Here is an 18,567-nt window from a genome sequence, read left to right as displayed (position 1 = left end):
ACCCTCCTTACCTTATGTATTTAATGTGGCACGCTTGGCCAGTCTATTGATTTCATTAACTGACTGTTTTAACTCTTGAATGACTTCCGGCATTTCTACGAGACCATCCCTCATGGAGTCAACGCCTCTGGTTAATAGGTTCACAGACTTTGTTAACTCCTCATCAAATTGTTCAAAGGTACGCATGATCCCACGATGCATATCATCTGCAAACTGATTGATGGAGGTACTCAATTGTCTGTTTAAGTCCTTCATTAACTGGCTGTTCTCTTCCCATACCGAGATCATCTTTTCCGTTCGTTCATCCATAGCTTCGACTTGATCCACCAACTCAAAGTTCACTTTCTCAATGAGCTTATCTAAGCGACTCTGCTCTTCCAATGACTGTTCTAGCATACCTCCCACTCGGCCTTGAAGTTCCGTAAATAGAGTGGCGTTATTCTCAAATCGTTCTACTAAATGGCCAAGCTCTTCACTGGACTTTTTAGAGAGAACGGCCTGATCTGATAACGATGTGGCCAGAACTTGTTGGCTATCAGCCATGTCCGTAATTCGTTCTAGATTCTGTTCCAGTAAGGTCTGTACCTTCACCTGATATTCGGTCTGTATGATGATGGACTCCACATTACTTTGTAATTTAGCAAGATGCTCGTCGAAATATTGGTTAAAGACATTACGTTCCTCAACCATTCGGTCCAGTAGACCGCTCACGACAGACTGAAGCTCGCTGTTCTTAGATGTAGTATCATTTAACTGAGATACGGTACCTTCAAGAACCTTCTGATAATCCGTAATGTTATCAGTATACTGATGAATTTCTTGTGTCAAAACTGTCGTTTTTTCAACCATTTCGGATTGATTCCTCGCAGATTGCTGCATAGATTCGACCAAGTTACTCATTTCTTCATGAACTCGCTCTTGCCATTCTACGGTTTTATTTATTGATTCGCTTAGATTCTTCATTTGCTCACCCGTGAGCTCATTCAAAGAATTCATAACCTCAGCGGTCAGTTGCTTCACTCCATCCATCTGGTTTACACTGGCACTTGTAATCAATTCATTCATCAACACTTGAGTCTGTTCCATTGGTGGTAATAATGACTGCTTTAATGTATCGTTAAAGCCTGTTATCATCTGCGGAATTAATTGCTCAGACATAAAAATTTGAAAGTCGTTCATTTGGCTTCTTTGATTTTCTAGCATTTGTTGAAGAAGGGTATTTTGGTCTTGAGTAGGAAATGCCTCGTCAAATGATTCACGAATATCGAGAAAAGCGGATTGCAATTTGGGTAGAACGATATTTTTATCAATGGCTTGCCATATTAAAGAAGCAAAAATACCAACCATTGAAGAAATAAATTTAGTCTGCATTCCATGAAGTAAAATGCCAATCCCTGACTTCATTGCCTCTGAATCGCCATTTGGATCAAGGCCCTGAACACCTGAAGCAATTCCCCAAAAGGTTCCAAGTATACCTATCGAAAGAAACATTCCCGGAACTAGTTCAACAAATCTCCTCTTACCGAAGTCGTTCACTAACTTTTCTTCTTGAATATAATCGTAAACATCAGGGATCCTCATTCCATTTTCCTGATGTATATATTTCCTATAAAAGGCATCCCATCCTGGTCGCACAAATTTCTTGAGATACTCGCCTTCTCGTTGAAGTATCCAATCATTCATTTTGTTAAAACGCTCAGGTATATCCATCTCATTCTGCAGCTCTTTCAGTATGTTCCTTATATTAGCAGCATCTCTATTTGATTCCCTAGTCTTTTGGATTTGGCGAAATAACAGCCCAATGAATAATAAAACAATAAGTGCAGCAAAAATAGGGCCTGTTAATGAGGCATTCATTCCTCTTCCTCCTCAGGTATACTTACTTGTTTATTCACAAAACACAAAGCGAGCATTCTCTTATAAAAAATGAACCCCAAGAAGGGCTCAAAAATGTGTTGAGATTTACTTCGCTCCCCTTATTATCCATATTTTGAGATTGATCACATGGTGTTTGCATCAATAGAATCTAATGTTGAAGAAATTTCATCGAGCTTATTATAAACATCGGACAGAGAGTTAAATAGCCCGTTCCCCACGATGTCCTCTGACATTGAATCCAACTTGTCACAAACATCAGTAATAGAATTATATAATCCATTTCCTTTAAGTTCTTCGACAGAGCTCTTTAGTTCTTCAATATTAGCGTTCATAGCATAGATTCCATTTCGGATCTCCAGTAATACCTCAATTAAACTTTCCAAAAAGATTCACCCATTTCATTTTTTCTATTGCAACATGATCTATCGAGAATTCTTATGCTTTCCTTTCAAAATACTCCATCAACCGATACTCACAAATCTCTCGAGTCCATTCATATAACGTTAGATTGTCGGACTCCCTGATTTGAAATCCAATGCTAAAGCCCTCTTCTGTATATCTAACGAGTCTTTTAGCGCTTTTTGCAAGATGTGTCATAGGCATTCTTGCGATAAGCTGCGCGGTCCGTTCTAACGGAGCATCCCAGAGCTTTCGAGTTTCATTATCTGAGAAGTCAATCTCCTTTCTTTTAGGAATACTCATATAATATTCATAGAAAAATGGAGCTGCTTCTTCAGGAGTAATAGGACGCTTCCAATCATGAATACCCCGGTCAAGCATTGCAAGCAGCAGTACCATCTTATAGCTTTTACGGATAATTGTGTTTTCGATTTCAACTAGCCAGCCAGAATAACGTTTGGCGACTGCCGATTCTGTTTTGTCCAGTTCTTTGGCTTCAAGTAAAAAATTATAATAAGAATCGAACAAGAGACGATACTCTTGACTATCTATCCCCCCCTGTTGATAAATCTCCAAATATGAAGGACGTCGACCAAGTCGTTTCTTAAGGCGTCGATAAGCCATCACAGCCTGCTCTTTACGTTTTCCTGAACCAATTAGTCTCTTTTCTGCAGTAATTGCTTCTTCTAGTTGTTTGACAAAGCGTTCAATGCCTTTAGGACCAACACCATTGATCTGGTTCGCTAAATTCGGTAAATCTTCAGGAATCTCTTGAATTGTAGTAGCCCTGCATTTTTCTTTAAGATACGCTAACAAAGCTCCACAGCCATTGATATTAATATCATCAAGTTTCATGTCAGCCATAGATTGCGGAAATACCAATTCCTTATTCAAAAACGACTTGCGTATTTCTGTTCCGAGTCTAGACTCTTCAGTGGTTACAATAGGCTCCACCGTAGGTTCTATAATTTGATCATCTGTTGATCCTAATAAATCCGACTTGCTCATCACTGTTTCTGAGTTCCCTAAATTTGTAAAAGCATTAACGGCCGTAGGAAGATTAGTCGGAACCCCATGTTGAGCTGGTTCAATCAGAGGTAAGCTTTCATTCTCCAGTGTAATCCAACGTAACTCAGTGGGATCCTTGCCCATCATAAACCAGGCAGGTTTTCTTTTTGTGGATTGGCTTCCGTTCTTGGCAAACTTGAAATAGATTTTTTGTTCTTTAAGTGCTAACAACTCTTCTTTTAGTTCCCAACCGCCAACAATCCACATGGCCCCACCATGTTTTCGCTTGTCAACAATTGTCATTCCCTTCTCCTCCAGATACTCCCTCACTTCAATTGAACTGCGATCCGCACGGTAATCGGTTACTTTATTCGACCCTGATAAGGAGATGTCTATTTCGCTGTTGCCTTCCTTTGAACCCATGCTTGGATCATGAGTATTCCTCTGTGAATCAATTGCATTAGCGACAGTTACCTGGGTAATTGTATCCTGCAACTGTTTGAATTTCTCCGTTAAGGCGGGTAGTATCTTGGCTTCCAATTGAGCGCTCAACAACTGCTCCAGTTGGTCACTTACACTGGGGTTCAGCTCACTGCCTTCTGACTCGCGTTCTGACGGTATCACTGGCATCGAGTAAACTGGCGTACTAATATCTAGTGGACCGTAAGATTCTACAAACCATTGAGCAAGAGTAAATAAATGACGATGTGCGGTTAGTGCCAGATCCATGGGGATCGGTTTTACATCATGAGCCGCTATATTTCCATTTCGGCGAAGCCACTCAAAACTTTCTTTAATTTCTTCTGAAACAATACCTCTACGAACAAGTAGTTGCATTCGTTCATTTGGTTTTATTGCATAAACTGGTTCTACTTTCTCCATCTTTGAAACTGTAGCGGCTAGTTCTTCACTAAATAATCTGCCTTGAATGAGTGTTGCACGCGGGTTTGACCATATATCTGCTTCAGCTTGGATAACCAACGCTGCTAATGGTTCATTAACCTCACCTAAAAAGGTAAAAATTGATGACATTGATATTGCACTTCCTTTAATTCCCATCCTGAATAACAGATTGATTTTTACTTCCGTTATCCGCATTGTTTTTATTTTTCATCAGAAAAGTAACCACCGATTCGGTCCCTGCTAACTCCTAGATGATAACCCAATCTTCCGTACCATTTCTGTCACTAAACATATGTTCCTATTAAATTTATTTTGCTTTTTTCCCATCCCCGAACACCCATTCCCTGACAATCCCAGCCACTCCTCCCTGCTAAACTAATAACAACCAATGCAGAGAGGAGCATTCCAATGCCAACTTATATCATCTTCGATCTTGAATTCATGGTGGTTCGTAAACATCAGCATCTTGCCGACATTATCGAAATCGGTGCGATTAAAATGACCGAGCAAGAAGGAACACTGGTCATGACCGATGTGTTTCATTCCTATGTAAAGCCTTCGAGACAGTATAAATTAACACCGGAAACGACACCGTTTACGGGGATTACGCAGGATCAAGTCGATCAAGCACCGTCTTTTCCCGAAATGCTAAAGGCTTTTCAAGATTGGATCGGCGAAGCGCCCTATTATTTATGCGCGTGGGGTATGGACGATAAATATCAGTTCATCCAGCATTGCCGGTATCATCAGATCTCCTTGGAATGGCTGCAAAATTATAACGACCTTCAGCTGGCGTTTACTCGACTTCACCAATCGGATCATCGACAGAGGATTGGATTGAAACGGGCGCTTGACCTGCTGCAGCTCCCATTCATCGGAGAGCCGCATCGAGCCACCGATGACGCCTATAACACGGCGAAAATCTTTCTTTCGATCTTCCCTAACATCCAGTTGGTTACGAATAATGCCGCAGAAGATCAGCTGTACGTCTCGGAAATGGTATATTCCACAGGCTCGGAAGAGAATCACCCATTCAGTAAATTGGCGGAAATGCTGGGAATGGCGCAATAGTGCCGTTCCTTATTTCCCCTCATACAGCTTGCGCCATCGTTCAAGACGTTCCTTCATTCGTTCCCGGTAAGATACCGGGGCCAGAATTTCAGCATCCGGCCCGTACTGACTTACCCAGTTCATAAACTCCCGATCGTGATTCAAGGTAACCTCGAACAACAAACTGCCGTCCGGCAGGTCCTTCATCCTTGGTCTCACGAACATCTCTTCTTCTTTGATGTAACGGGCGACATCCGGCGAGAATTTCACTTTGAAATGGATTTGTTCCTCGCCGCGTTCAATCGACCAGGTGTTCTTCATATAATTCTTCAGGTTAAAGTCCCCGCGCTCGAAAGTGCGGCTGGTCATCTCCATAGAGCGGAAACGGCTCAGACGGAAGGTCCGAATATCCTTCGCCTGATGGCAATATCCGATCAGATAGAATCGTTGATCCCTCGGGACGAGGTAATACGGATCGATCTCCCGTTCCGTTTGCTGATTCCGGCTCTGCGTATGATATACAACGGTGATCGTCTTTTCTTCCACGATGGCCTGAATGACTTGATATAGATAGTTGGGGGCATCCTCCCGATATGCGGGAGACCCCATCTGGATAATATCCGTGACATGTTTCAGGATTTCCCGATCCCGCTTCTTCTGCCGAAAATGAGCGGCCATAACCTTGTCATACGCTGTGTCGAATCCCGGCGGCATATTGCTCTGATCGACAAAGGAAGGGAGCATGGAGAAGACCAACGCCTCCTGCTGCGTCCAATTGAATGGAAACATGGCAAAATCCCCGGCGAACGTGTAGCCTTTGCCATACCCTTCGTTGGTAATCGGTGCTAGGACGTCTAATGAACGTAAATCCCGGTATATCGTTCTTTCCTCGGCTTCACATCGTTCCGCCAATTCCTTGGCGCTGATCCCCGGCCTTGCTTGGATGGCATAAATAATTTTGAACCATCTAAACAGCTTATCGGACATAGTTCAATTCTCCTACTTGTATTTTCATTATGATTTATACACATTTCGACAACAAGCAACCATATCCTCCCAGAGAACTAAAAAAATTTCCGGTTACTTCTTCCTATAGAAAGGAGAACTCCACTCAATGTTTAAGCTCCCCTGTTACCATTAGTTGGATGGAAACCTTGACCGTTATGCTTTTAGAACACTAGATACATAGATACAGAGCTAGTGTCACAGCACTACATACCGCCCGATCCCTGCGAAATAAAGCCCTGCTTCTTTCACTTTGAAGCCAAAGGTGCGTTCCCATTCCGAAGCGTAGACAAGGACCTGAGGACGATAGAAATTAACGAACGTCTGCAGGGCCCCCTCCTCGACGTGATCGGTCTTGAAGTCAACAATGACCCAGCCGTCTTCTTCCTCGAACAGAAAATCGATGACGCCTCGCAAATAAGCATGCTTCACAGCATCATCCCCGGTTGCCGAAGCCGGGGCCGCTTCGAGCTTTATGTCTTCCATTGCCATGTTGTTGAATGACTTAAGCTCCGCGGCGTTCTTCCTAAGTAACAGGGGCAGCTCGAATAACCGGCGGCGTGCACGCAAGCTTCGCTGCCACAGTTCGCTGACCAGGATGCTTTGCGCAATTCGTACGGCTTCGGGGATGTACTCTGCTGCCAATCCTTCTTCGCTCGCAAGCCATTGTACGGCCTCATCCAGATCCGACTCCGCCAATCCATTGCCGAGCATTTCCAGCGTGCGGTGGACAACGCTGCCGAATGCCATCCCTTTCCCCTCCGAGGACCATTCCGGACGGTCATGGAGCGTCTTGGTCTGTTCCGTTACCGACAGCAGGGAATAGGTAGGCAGGCTTATATCATCCAATTGGCGCTGACGAGCAGCCCGAATGACGAGGATATCCGGTCCTTCGGTTAACTCCGTTTTTGACGTTTGTATGCGTTCAGGAACCTGAAGCTCCGGAAGCTCTGGCATTCCTTCAACGAGCGGGGTCCAAGGGCACTTGGCCGGCTGCTCGGGATATAAACTGATGACCAGCATTTGCTTGGGCCGCGTCGCTGCTACATACAGCAGCCGATCTTTCTCAGCCTGTGCGAATGTCCGCTCCCGCTCGCTCATTACGTCCCAACCGGGAGGCTGCGCAGCTATTTTCGGATGATATCCCCCTGTTTTCTTATGGATCGTAAAATACCCGGCTGCCGGGTCGGAAGACCGATCGATATATTGCGAGGGCTCGTGTTCGGACTCTTCGCATGGACCCGCAAGAATAACGACAGCCGCCTCCAGCCCTTTGGCTTTATGCAGATTCATCACACGGACGGCTTGATCGCCTCCGACATACAGACTCGAGGTTTCCATCCCTTGACATGCTCTTTCCATCAATCGGCATAGTTCACTCCAGCTTGAAGCAGCCCTTGCGTCGCTGTGCACAAGCTGCATCAATCCGACCAAGGTTCCCGCGCGTACCGAACCAGCGGGCAATGCCGATACATACGGTATGATCCCTAAATCTTCGACGATAAGACTGAAGGCTGCCGCTGCATGTAATGTACGGACCCATTCCGAATACATGCGCAATCTGGCCAGCGCTGCGCCAACCGGCTGCGCATTTTCGCTCAGTTCTGCCTGCGATATCGATTCGTGTATGGATATCCGGCTGCCCTCCTGCTTATAGGCCCACAACTGCTGGTCGCTTAATCCAAATAACATGCCGCGCAGAACCGCGAGCAATGCAGGCTGATCGGAGGCGTCTTCAAGACAGCGGACCAGCTGCCATAGCATCAGCATTTCTTCATAAGCGGCCGTACTTCCGGAAGTATCGGCAGGAATACCGCTTAGGTCCAGCTGTTCCGCATAGACATGAATGAATGTTTTCGTCTTAGTGAGAATCAGGAAGTCCCCCGGAACTGCATTCCGGCTTGTGCCGTCCCTCTGGATTATCTGCAGGTTGCCGTCGGTGCAAGCCCATGAAATATAACTTGCGATACGCTTGGCATCTTCCAGGGCAGCCGCTGCTTTTCCCCCGGTAATCTTGGGATAGTTCAACACGTACACACCATGCGCTGCTGCTTGGGACGAAATATCCCAGTCCGTCTCCATCTTCGCGAACGCCGCTTGATATTCCGTTTCGACTGAAGGAAATTTGCCTGCAAACCGACTGTTAATATAATCACCGATCGATGGAACGGAACGGAAATTAGACGTTAATTTAAGCACACCCCCGCACTCACGGATTCGCGCTTTGACCTCGTTATAAATCGAGATATCTGCCCTGCGAAAACGATAGATCGACTGCGTCGGGTCTCCCACCAGAAATAACGAGCCGGGCCGCGGTTTCAGCCGCCTCCAGTCCTGATTCTCCATTCCCAACTCGGTAACGTCCGTGAGCAGAAAAATAAGCTCAGCTTGCACCGGATCCGTGTCCTGAAATTCATCAACGAGGATCCGTTGGTATTTTTGTCCAAAGTAAGCCCGAACTTCAATATGGTCGCGAAGCAGCCTGGTAGTTTCTACGAGCAGGTCCTGAAAATTCAACCGTCCTGCAGATAAGCGGCGTTCCTGGCAATAGAGAATAGCCGGGCGAACGAACGCAATCAGCTTCGGGTATAAATACTCGCGCCATTCCTGCAGAAAGGGAAATAACACGGTTTCCTGCCAATCGATAAATCTGGTCTTCAGCTGGGCTGCCTGCTCTTTGGATGTCCATCGCTTCTGCGTTACATGGATCTTGCTCTCGAACTGCTCCGCAATCTCAAGAATGCGCGTATCATCCTTCACGTCGATCAGCCGCAGCTTTTGGCGATTTGTACGTACAAGCGTTTGAAGCTTGTCCCATCCTTGGTCAGGCTCAGTCGATGGTATATACGGCGCCGCCGCCTCAAGCAGTGGGAAGAGCGTATCCCGAATGCGGTCGAAGTTTGGATACAGTCGTTCTTGACAAGGCAGCTCGACATCGGAGAATGTGGTTACCCGATCATAAACATCCCGCAGTGTATTCACATCAACGCCGAGCAGCGATAGTTCGTCCAAGAGCCGCAGCTGCGCTTCATTCAATTCCGTAATATACTCATCCCAACAGGCATCCCGAAAGAGCTTGTCCTCCTCTTCAGCCATCTCCTCAAAATACGGATCCAGCCCTGCTTCAATCGGACGCTCTCGCAGCAGCAATGCGCAGAAGGAATGGATCGTTCCAATAAACATGAGATCCAGCTTGCTTAGAGCATCCGAATATCGACGGCGGCTCGTTGAACCGGGTTCAGCTGTTCGATTAGCGTTTTCCAACGCGACCCGGAATCGTTCCTTGAGCTCCCCGGCAGCTTTATTCGTAAATGTAATCGCTGCGATTTGTTCTGCCTGCACGCCATGATCAATTAAGGCAAGAAGCCTGCCTACCAAGCTGGTCGTTTTACCCGATCCGGCCCCTGCCTCCACAAGTAGCGTTGTATCTAAATCATGAAGGATTCGATGACGGTCTGCTTGATCCACCGGCAAGTTTAATAAACTGGATTCAATCAATCTCTTCCACCTCCCGCAGTGAACCTAATACAGCTGCATTGACAGCAGCTCCCCGTTTATTCCCCATCCACTCGGCGTGCGAGCCGCACACGGATTGGTATTTGCACCACGTACACGTATTAACATCTTTAGCTGGAATAAACAGACCTTGATTCATGGAATCCAGAAGTTTAGAGATGATGTCGCCTAATTCCTCCCTGCGGTCTTGCTTCCTCCTGACATACTCTCCTCTTCCCCGTACGGTTGGAAAAGCATATTCCGCTTCCGTTACCCTGGCCTCAATATCTTTGCCTGTTACGTGAAGCCACTGTTCAACCGCGATGGAGTACAGAGCATGCTGAAGCTGTGTTCCTCCGCGGAAATATTCGGCTGAGGCGTATTTCTTCATATTGCCTGTTTTATAATCAATGATTCGATATTCATGAGGGCCGATACGATCCACCCGATCGACGAACCCTTTCAATTTCACTTGCATGCCGTCCGGCAATGTCAGCTCCATCGGCTCACCCTCAGGTGTACCTAGTTCCAATTCGAAATAGCAGGGCTGTTTGGTCTTCCCTTCTTCGTTCCTGTAAAAAACCTCTGCATCGCGCCGGATCTCCTCGCATTCCTTCTTCTGTACATGCGGGCTGGGAGCCGGTATAGACTTCGCGGCATCATCAAGTGCTTGGTCTACAATCCTATGCAGCTTGCGTCTGTCATGCTGCGGCGGCTTCGTACCGAACTCCGTAACCTCCTCCAAATACAGCCTGTAAATATGATGCAGGAGCGTTCCCCGTTCATCGGCCTGCAGCCAACGGGCACGGTCAAAGACAGGAATTTCTTTAGGACGCAGTCTTAACACGGAATAAAAGTAGTATTGCAGTCCGCATGCCGCATATTTCTCCAGTTGACTCACACTGATGGCTTGTTGCCCCAGTATGCCATCCGAACCCGCTTTATTCGTGCTAAGCCACCCGTCATAAACCGACAGTCTTTCGTCTTGGCGATTCACCTGTGCCAGATATCCCTGCGCCAAAGCCGGATAAGCATGTGATACGGCCTTCCTTCCATCTCTTGTTCCGCTTGAATCCCGAAGATATTGCGCCCATACATCGATCTCATCATATGTACTTCTTCGTTCTTCCGGATGCAGCACATCCATTACGCTATACGGCTGCCCTAATACTCTCTCTAAAGCGCTGAAATCCTGCGTGTCATCCCCAGATTGCAGCCTCATTATTTGCAGCATCTCGAATGCAGGGGTTCGGCTTTCCCGCTCCCCCGGATCGTACGAAGCATAACTAAGCCACAATTCCCCGCATATGAGTGATAACCGGGCATCACGAACGTTTCTGAATTGTTTGGCTTGTTCACGGACCAATTGTAAATGTTTAGATACCGCTGCCCGCTCTTCATCCAGCAACAGAGGATCCTGCATGATCGGCATGCTCCAGGCTCGCTCATCCATGCCGACGATCCATGTTCGGTATCTTCCGCTGAAGCCGCCGTTGTGAATGGAAGTAACGTGAACTGCCCCCGGCCTCGGTGTTGCATCGACCCGGATCCGTATACCGTTCAATATTTCAGTTACATATCGTACCGCCCACTCGGGCGTCATGGACCCAACTCGGATTCCCGATAGACGTGTGCTCCAAGCTTGAATGGCGGTTTTTACGTTCTGGTCGTCGCTCGAATGAAGAGGTACATGCTTCTCAACAAAATCCCCCAACCATTCGAGCAACAGATCGGGCCTCCACTCGCTTCCTTCCGGAAGCTTGTCGAACCAGCCTTGAAGCACCTCATGCAGCTTCATTCCAAGCTCCTGCTGCCCGTCCCCCATGCGTCGTTGTCGGGAATCAAGGATTCCGGCATAGCGATGTCTGCCCCAGCCGATTCCGCTCTGCTCCAGCAGGCGTATCCAATCCCCGGCGGATGCTTGCTGGTCAGCGATTTGCAGGCATCCGCTGCGAAGCATCTCCGTAAGGCGAGCCACTGGGAACCCTTCCTTAATCCAAGCAAGAATAGCTAAAGCAGCCTTGCCTGCCGTACAGTAGGAGATCGGAAGCCCATTGGAGAACGTACACGGGACCCCCGATGCCTCGGCCTGCGAGTAAAGTACAGGCGCATATCGTTCATAATCCGACAACATGATTTCCATCTGATCCAGCGGCTCGGGCTCTGCAATCATTCTGCGAAACCCTTCGCGAACTTCAGCTAAACTTCCAGCGGCGCGAAACATCATCAGTCGATTGTTAGAGAATCTTGCATGGGTATAAAAAAGCTCATCAAAATTGATGATGTCCAGTTGGCTCCCGGCTATTTTCTCGATCAGATCCCATTCCATTCTCGACCATCCGGCGGGCTGCAGAAGTAAAAATCTTGTGTTATCCGCAGTTGGAGTACAATACTCGGCCAAACCCGCAAAGTCCGTCAGCGCCTGCTCCTTGAGGTAAGCCTCATAACGATCAAGCAATTGTTGGAGATACAAGCCCTTGCTCTCGTTCGAAAAGTCATTCGGATGTATGTCGCCGGAACGAACCCCAGCCATCCGCAATTCAACGAGGGACTGATGAACTTTACGGACCACCCCTGGGTTTAGCATTGATTGGTGCTTAATATAACTATGCGGATCTGCTTCGGCCTGATGCAGCATTAGCTGTCGAATCACCCAGAACGCTTGCTCGTCCTCAAGCAAACGTATCTTTCGACGCGACAGCTCGAATGCCGTATTGGCATGCACCATGCCCTGAAGTGTCTCAACTTCCACATTAAAAACCGAACCGAAACGTTCGCAAATTCGCTCTAGCAATTGGTGTCCTTGCGAATAGGACGGGACAATCAGTATCTTAGGGGATAGCGGATCTTCTTTTATTTTCTGATACAATCGATCTATTAGGTCCATGCCAATCCTCCTCCCTTGTAATTCTATATACCTACATTCGCCAAATTTCTCGTTGTCCCCTTCCTAAATCCGCAATAAAAAACAGAATACGCCAATTTTCCTCATTTCCAGGGAAAAGATTGATGTTCTGTTTGGAGGAATATATCGAGTGATGCTATTCCTTCCATAAGCTCAACAATGGCCAAATCCTTCACAATAAACCGGATCACACCGTAAACTTGTTGTTCAAATGAATCATAGATCCGACCAGCGCTCCGACGTCCTTTAGGCACCGTATGCGTGCTGTTCGCAACGTAGCCGATCTTTCCAAGCGGAGGAATCACCGCCTGGATCGCCTCCTCGTCATACGGATTGTCCGGATCTTTCATAAGCTGCACAACCATCCCCGGCTTCAAAAAACTTGCGCCGAAATAATGCGATGTCCCGGTAATTGCGATATAAATTTGTCCCATGCACGCCTACTCTCCGTTTCTAACCAGAAACTGTATTTATGTATTCTGGATATTCAGCCTCAATCTTGATAAGCTTATTTTAAAGCTCAGGATGAACAGCTGTTTGTCAGCGAATGCATGTTCTAACTAAAAGACCTTCACACGACTGTCGTGCGAAGGTTTGAGCAGGATACTGCTGTATAAGAGGATTCAATACTTGTTGTCTAGAAGTATTTCATTATTCAACAATTTACTATTGCCGATAGGAGTGATTAAATTGGACGCACGAAAATTAGGAGAAATATTAAGCGATATGTATAATCGCGCCCCGCATGGAAGACAGGTGACCATGATTCATCTTTTTGGAATTAAATATGCAGATGTAATTCTTGCCAACCATCTGAGTATTAAGGAAATTGTTGGTTTCTCAGGTATAAATCCCTCTTATGCTACGGAAGTAAATAAAGGAATAAACTTATCGGAGTTTGTTATACCGAAAGAATAGTAATTCTACATAAAGACCCCATCATTCCTGATGGGGTCTTGGGTCGACAAGATGTTACACCGTTATTCTATTTCTATAACATAGAATTTACTTTGAGCATTTAAGTCATTCCATTCAACCTTATAGTTGCCTTCTAAAGTAATATATTCTTCATTTTTACCGGAGCCTGTCGGTTTATAAATTTCACCGTAAACGGCATATTCCTCTCTGAAAAATTTGTAAATGCCATTATTATTTTTCCCCTGGTAAAACGGTTTGCCAGATACAAGAGCAACACAAGCCGTTTTAGCGAAACCTAGCCTCCTCAATTCTTCCATGAATCTGATATCTTTCGTGAAGGAGTATAGTTGTTCCGGATACTGTCCATTTAGAGGACATTTCAATTCAATCGCGTATTTCTCCAGCTTATCCTCTGAGAAAATTGAAATGTCGATTTCCTTTTTGATGGTGTTACGATTGCTTGAAAAATACGAAACATTTCGCTCAAATTGAACTTTGTATTGAGGGAGTCTTTCTCTTAAAAAAATCCCCAACTCATGTTGCAGGCTGAATTCATTATAAATTTCAATATGGTTTTCTTGAATGTGCCTAAAGAATTCTAATACGCTCTTTTTTAGTTCTAGCATCTGTGTCACCTCAATCACTATTCAACGGCATCAAGAGCACTTTTAAGCTTATCAAAGTGGCTGACAAGCCATTCAAAATGCTGCTGATACTTTTCTGGGTTATGAATATCGGCTTCAAGAGAATAGAGAATTCTTTTGGCTACACTTTTTTCTCTGCTCGTATACCACTCAAGTGGATCCCCAAATATATTTTCAATCTCCGTCTTTTTCGATTCGAGTAATGCAAAATACTCCGGGCGATGAACATAAATCCCAATCCGCAGTATTTTCCTTCTGACAAGCTGAAAGAAGAGATGATACTCCGGATGATTAACTGCTACATCGTACCAATCGTCATATGATGGTTTTCGGGATGCGATATCATCCCCACGTCCATGATCGCGACAGTACTGTACAAAATTTGTCCAGAAATCCATCCTTAAAAAATGTCGATCAGAAAGTACCCTTGTTGTTTCAGAAACAAGGGCGGCTGACTCTTCAGAATCAGGCTTCGGCAGTTCAGGGACATCCGCACGGCCATCATTGACAAAGGATAGGTGTAACAGATCAATCATTTGCGCTTCGTCTTTAAATTGAATGTTCCAACGAGTCTCAACAAATTTCAGAAGCTTAATGCCACGTTTTAATATACGCTGAGCATCCCAATCTACTTCCCGAGACACTTCGATTTCGGAGTGAGATCCATCCTCATAACCACGTCGTCCGCTGCTCTTTGAAGATTTCTTATCTACAAAACTATCATTCTGTAAAGCAGAGTTTACGCTCTGCGACAACGGCAATAAATTGCCAAGTGTACCCGATAATATTTTTATCTCGTCATCTGTATACTGACGGAACTGATTTTTCCAGTACCATTTTGTTGGAGTCTGAGGAAGAATATGCTCAATTGACACCTTGTCTTTTTCAACCTTTGTAAATGGCATCCATCCAAGTTTTTCAATCCCTGTTTCTTCTGCCTTCTTAAATTCATATTCAAAAAGCAAATATCGAAGATCGCGCCAGCCATAAAATCCATCGCCATTTGAAAAACGTTTATCGATCCGGGTCATGAAGTTCTTGATCGCAAAATCCATATCATTCGTGGACGTTTCCATCAGGGACGCTGTAACCTCACTTAAGGCAAGTTCACCGATATAAACATCGCGGGTCTTTCGGTAATAATCACTGCTCTTATAACTCGACTGGAATGCCGCCATTCTGAATGATAAGAAGATAAAGCGTTCTACAGCACGGAAGAAATCGACACGTTCTTCTGGCGTGGTATTGGCATCCGGGGTTAATGATACTGCAACAAGTGGTCTGAAGTAACCAATCCCAATTCGATTGAGACGTTCAATCCAAACCTTCTCTTCATGTGTTAACTCACTAAGTTCCGGGAAAAATGTATAAAACCAATATTTCGCAACGCTCTTCAAGCTATTAACATAGGCTGCTATTTCACTAGGCTCAAGTTTGCTAATTGTTGTAACTGTTTCTACTTCAGACTCCGTAGGTTGTGGAACATCATCGTCTTCCTCAAGATCCGAATCAACAATTCCTGGAACATCCTCTCCAATGGCCACGATCTGCTTATCAAAAATATTCTTAGAAGAAAACTTATTAAGTAGAAATTTTATGTAATCGTCGCCCTTCTTACGAGAGTACTGAAAATACATAATCCAATGAGCTCTTAAGAACTCATCATCCGATAATGGTGAATTCTGATTGCGGCCGAGCTGGTAATAGATTTCCTTCCACGCCTCATTTATTTGTTTGCGCAATTCTGCTTTATCCATCGCATCCAATTTATCGGTATCATATAGAGTAGTCAGATAAATCAGACGATTTTTCAACAGTTCAAGATTGGTCAGCTTTTTACCGCGATTGTTCATCGTTTCAAAGGCTACAAAAACATCATAGTCATCCTCAATTTCATGAATATTAAACATCAATTGTAATGTGATTTTACGAAACACGACTTCTATGCCATCCATACCCTCGTCTTCATACAACTTTTGCAAACAATCAAAAAAGAACTCTTTTGCATATTTTAAGTTTTGAGTATAGTAGGTTTCATTTACGGCACCGCTATAAGGCTCCTCAAATACTTGATAGATAAGATAATCAGCGCTTGGATTGTCAGCCTCATACCCAAAAAGGTAGGTCGTAATAAGGTTTTGAGGCGGCCGTTTCTGCGAGATGTATTTATTACGGATCGCTTTCAGCGTTTGGTAGCAAAGAACGATCTCCTCATCATTTTTTTCCGCATTAAACTCTAAATTCTTAACGAATAAGACGATCTCATTCACGAGAATCGAGAAGGTAGTAAGACGCTGCTGGCCATCAACAATGTGGTATCCTTTATATCCGGAGTCCAGCAGCCACGTATCATTGCTCCATCCTTTTGATTCAGATTTTGGAACTGCCTTCAATGACAACAGGCCGGTATAGTGATACCTGTCTTCCTGCAAATTTACGATATCATCCCAGAAATCTACGAGTTGATCCTGCTTCCAGGCATAACCTCTTTGATAGTCTGGAATACGAAACAATTTATTTTGAAACAATTCAGATAATGACTGTAGGTCGCTCATGCTTGATCTCCTTTTTAGTTCCTCTTAAGAGTAAAAATATCAATTATCTAATATCACCACTCCAACGTATCATCTTCTTGATAGAGTGAAGCTGCATAGTCTATGAATTTCATTAATTTGTTCCTGCTAATTGCTTTAATGCTGATTTGATACTTAGCACCGTATCGCATATTAAGTTCTAATGCCGATAGATCGGCACCGAGGAATCTTTCCTCTTTAATGTACGTGGATTCTATATCTTCATATTTCGCGATAAACTTGGACGTGAAGTTGCCCGAATCTTTCACGCAAACCGAATCGACGGTCAGAACTAAACCCGACTTCCCGTTGCTAAAGATACTCGTATCGGTGATATCAATCATTTCATCCTTGCTATATCGACCTTGGCAAATAATTTCGCGAGCATTTTTAACTCTTGGAGCATATTCATCGCCGGGTGTATAACCGAAAATTTCTTCAAACTTTGCAACCAGTGCAGACTTCAAATCACTCATTGTATGACTCTCCAATCCCTTTAACATTTCGCATGACTTATAGTTAATTTCATAGAATTCCTCTATAGTCATCTGATCTTGAAAAAACAACTCGAATGATGCATCTACCCTGCATATGACGGGACGATCTTTGTAGATGCTGCACAGATTCGTCCCAGTGTCAAAATGAAGGCATACGCCGTCCCCCCGATCCAGATGTTTGTATTGATCGGTTATGCCTACCCGCTTACAACACAATCCGCATTGGTCGCAATGAAACATGCTATCCTTGCATTAGCATATCGAGATATTTATTACCGTTCTCAAGCACGTAATCTGTCGCTTCATCCAATTGCCCCTCTTGCTTAAGAAGAGACGAGTCAAGGATGATCTTAATGGCTTGAGCCATTTGAACACATTTGTAGATTTCTTCTTGTTCAGCCTTGGAATAGTCCTGCCAATTGACCCCTTTTGAATAGATGATGTCACGTAACACACCTACTTGATAGGCAAAGAAAACGTCTAGCTTTTTCAATAATTCTGTAAGTTGGTTCGCCCGAGTAAAAATTGCTTTCAACGCGATGCCGATATTCCTTGCCTGTTTCTTAAAGGCTTTGGCTTTATCGTAATTGCCGTATGCATCGTTTAAAGCAGTTTTCGCTTGGCTTGCAAAAATAGCTCCGCCAATGGCAAGTGCGGGTCCAGCCACGAGCCCCCCTAGAACAACCATGCCTCCGGTTACTCCTAACCCTCCTGCAGTCAACGCCCCTCCGCCAAGCCAAGCCAATGTCGCATTCGTCGCTGCTACGCCTGAAAGGGTGCCTATTGCAGTGCCAGTCGTAGCGGTGACTATAAGTCCACCTAATCCGCTCATAACCACGCTGTATGTACCATAAGCGAGCAAAGCCCCTGAACCAATTGCCGCTAACCCATTCATTGCAATTTTTTTAGCTTCAAACGATGCTTCCTTCAACTGTTTAAAGCTCTCACTAGTTGGATTGAAGTTTTTAAGCTCATCAATACCTTGACTGTTCTTAAGGTTGATATTTTTAATTTTCTCAAAATTACTTATAAACTCATTGATCGACGTTGTCAGGATTCGAATCTTCTCTTGCCCAAGCTCAGTAATAGCCTCATTTGTTCTTTCTCTCGCCATTGCAATAAATTCTTCCGCTTCTTGTGCAATCTCCTGCGATGTCTGATTAATGGATTTTGCTTTATTCATGTCCCGTTTTGCTTCAAATCCTTTTTTGGCTCCTGCCGCCGCTGTTATAACTGCTAGTCCGGCAGCAATTGCAGGGATTAATGGTAGTGGCATGTATTGCCCTCCTCAA

Annotated in this window: 13 protein-coding genes and 1 pseudogene; 2 read left to right on the top strand and 12 right to left on the bottom strand. The window is 44.9% G+C overall.

Annotation, left to right across the window (positions count from 1 at the left end; all coding sequences use genetic code 11):
- Window positions 1-12: 12 nt before the first annotated feature.
- From NST08_RS05090 to NST08_RS05080, 3 genes are all read right to left on the bottom strand, one after another.
- Complete coding sequence (locus tag NST08_RS05090; RefSeq protein ID WP_341341535.1) at window positions 13-1,857, bottom strand: hypothetical protein; 1,845 nt, start codon at window positions 1,855-1,857, stop codon at window positions 13-15.
- A 143-nt stretch (window positions 1,858-2,000) separates the two neighbouring features.
- Window positions 2,001-2,261 (bottom strand): hypothetical protein, encoded by a 261-nt coding sequence (locus tag NST08_RS05085; protein WP_341341534.1) that lies wholly within the window; start codon window positions 2,259-2,261, stop codon window positions 2,001-2,003.
- A 52-nt stretch (window positions 2,262-2,313) separates the two neighbouring features.
- On the bottom strand, window positions 2,314-4,317 hold the full coding sequence (locus tag NST08_RS05080) for a DUF4145 domain-containing protein (RefSeq protein WP_341341533.1): 2,004 nt from the start codon (window positions 4,315-4,317) through the stop codon (window positions 2,314-2,316).
- Window positions 4,318-4,596: 279 nt separating this feature from the next.
- On the opposite strand from NST08_RS05080, the gene NST08_RS05075 reads away from it, so the two are divergent.
- Complete coding sequence (locus tag NST08_RS05075; RefSeq protein ID WP_341341532.1) at window positions 4,597-5,259, top strand: 3'-5' exonuclease; 663 nt, start codon at window positions 4,597-4,599, stop codon at window positions 5,257-5,259.
- A gap of 9 nt (window positions 5,260-5,268) precedes the next feature.
- On the opposite strand, the gene NST08_RS05070 is transcribed toward NST08_RS05075, so the two are convergent.
- The 4 genes from NST08_RS05070 to NST08_RS05055 form a co-directional block, all read right to left on the bottom strand.
- Entirely contained in the window at window positions 5,269-6,225 is a 957-nt protein-coding gene (locus NST08_RS05070; RefSeq protein WP_341341531.1) for a helix-turn-helix transcriptional regulator, read from the bottom strand.
- 216 nt (window positions 6,226-6,441) lie between these two features.
- Complete coding sequence (locus NST08_RS05065) at window positions 6,442-9,741, bottom strand: UvrD-helicase domain-containing protein (protein WP_341341530.1); 3,300 nt, start codon at window positions 9,739-9,741, stop codon at window positions 6,442-6,444.
- The gene (locus NST08_RS05060) at window positions 9,734-12,625 is read right to left on the bottom strand and encodes a PD-(D/E)XK nuclease family protein (protein WP_341341529.1); all 2,892 of its coding nucleotides are present in this window, start codon (window positions 12,623-12,625) and stop codon (window positions 9,734-9,736) included. The genes NST08_RS05065 and NST08_RS05060 overlap by 8 nt, the downstream gene beginning before the upstream one ends.
- A 101-nt stretch (window positions 12,626-12,726) precedes the next feature.
- Entirely contained in the window at window positions 12,727-13,077 is a 351-nt protein-coding gene (locus NST08_RS05055) for an HIRAN domain-containing protein (protein ID WP_341341528.1), read from the bottom strand.
- Window positions 13,078-13,333: 256 nt separating this feature from the next.
- Here NST08_RS05055 and NST08_RS05050 point away from each other — a divergent pair, with 256 nt between their 5' ends.
- A complete protein-coding gene (locus NST08_RS05050; protein WP_341341527.1) occupies window positions 13,334-13,561 on the top strand; it encodes an HTH-like domain-containing protein in 228 nt (75 codons plus the stop codon).
- A gap of 62 nt (window positions 13,562-13,623) precedes the next feature.
- Here NST08_RS05050 and NST08_RS05045 read toward each other — a convergent pair whose 3' ends face one another.
- The 5 genes and pseudogenes from NST08_RS05045 to NST08_RS05030 all read right to left on the bottom strand — a co-directional run bounded on the left by NST08_RS05045 (window position 13,624) and on the right by NST08_RS05030 (window position 18,551).
- A complete protein-coding gene (locus NST08_RS05045; protein WP_341341526.1) occupies window positions 13,624-14,187 on the bottom strand; it encodes a hypothetical protein in 564 nt (187 codons plus the stop codon).
- 17 nt (window positions 14,188-14,204) lie between these two features.
- Window positions 14,205-16,760 (bottom strand): DUF4268 domain-containing protein, encoded by a 2,556-nt coding sequence (locus NST08_RS05040; protein WP_341341525.1) that lies wholly within the window; start codon window positions 16,758-16,760, stop codon window positions 14,205-14,207.
- 53 nt (window positions 16,761-16,813) lie between these two features.
- Window positions 16,814-17,254: a hypothetical protein gene (locus NST08_RS05035; RefSeq protein ID WP_341341524.1), complete on the bottom strand. Its 441-nt coding sequence runs from the start codon at window positions 17,252-17,254 to the stop codon at window positions 16,814-16,816.
- 75 nt (window positions 17,255-17,329) lie between these two features.
- A pseudogene (locus tag NST08_RS29895) lies at window positions 17,330-17,515 on the bottom strand (YkgJ family cysteine cluster protein); the annotation flags it as partial.
- 1 nt (window position 17,516) lies between these two features.
- On the bottom strand, window positions 17,517-18,551 hold the full coding sequence (locus NST08_RS05030) for a hypothetical protein (RefSeq protein ID WP_341341523.1): 1,035 nt from the start codon (window positions 18,549-18,551) through the stop codon (window positions 17,517-17,519).
- Window positions 18,552-18,567: the final 16 nt, after the last annotated feature.

Source organism: Paenibacillus sp. FSL K6-1566 (assembly GCF_038050475.1).
GTDB classification, from domain to species: Bacteria; Bacillota; Bacilli; order Paenibacillales; family Paenibacillaceae; genus Paenibacillus_AQ; species Paenibacillus_AQ lactis.
This window is presented reverse-complemented; position numbering and strand designations above follow the sequence as displayed.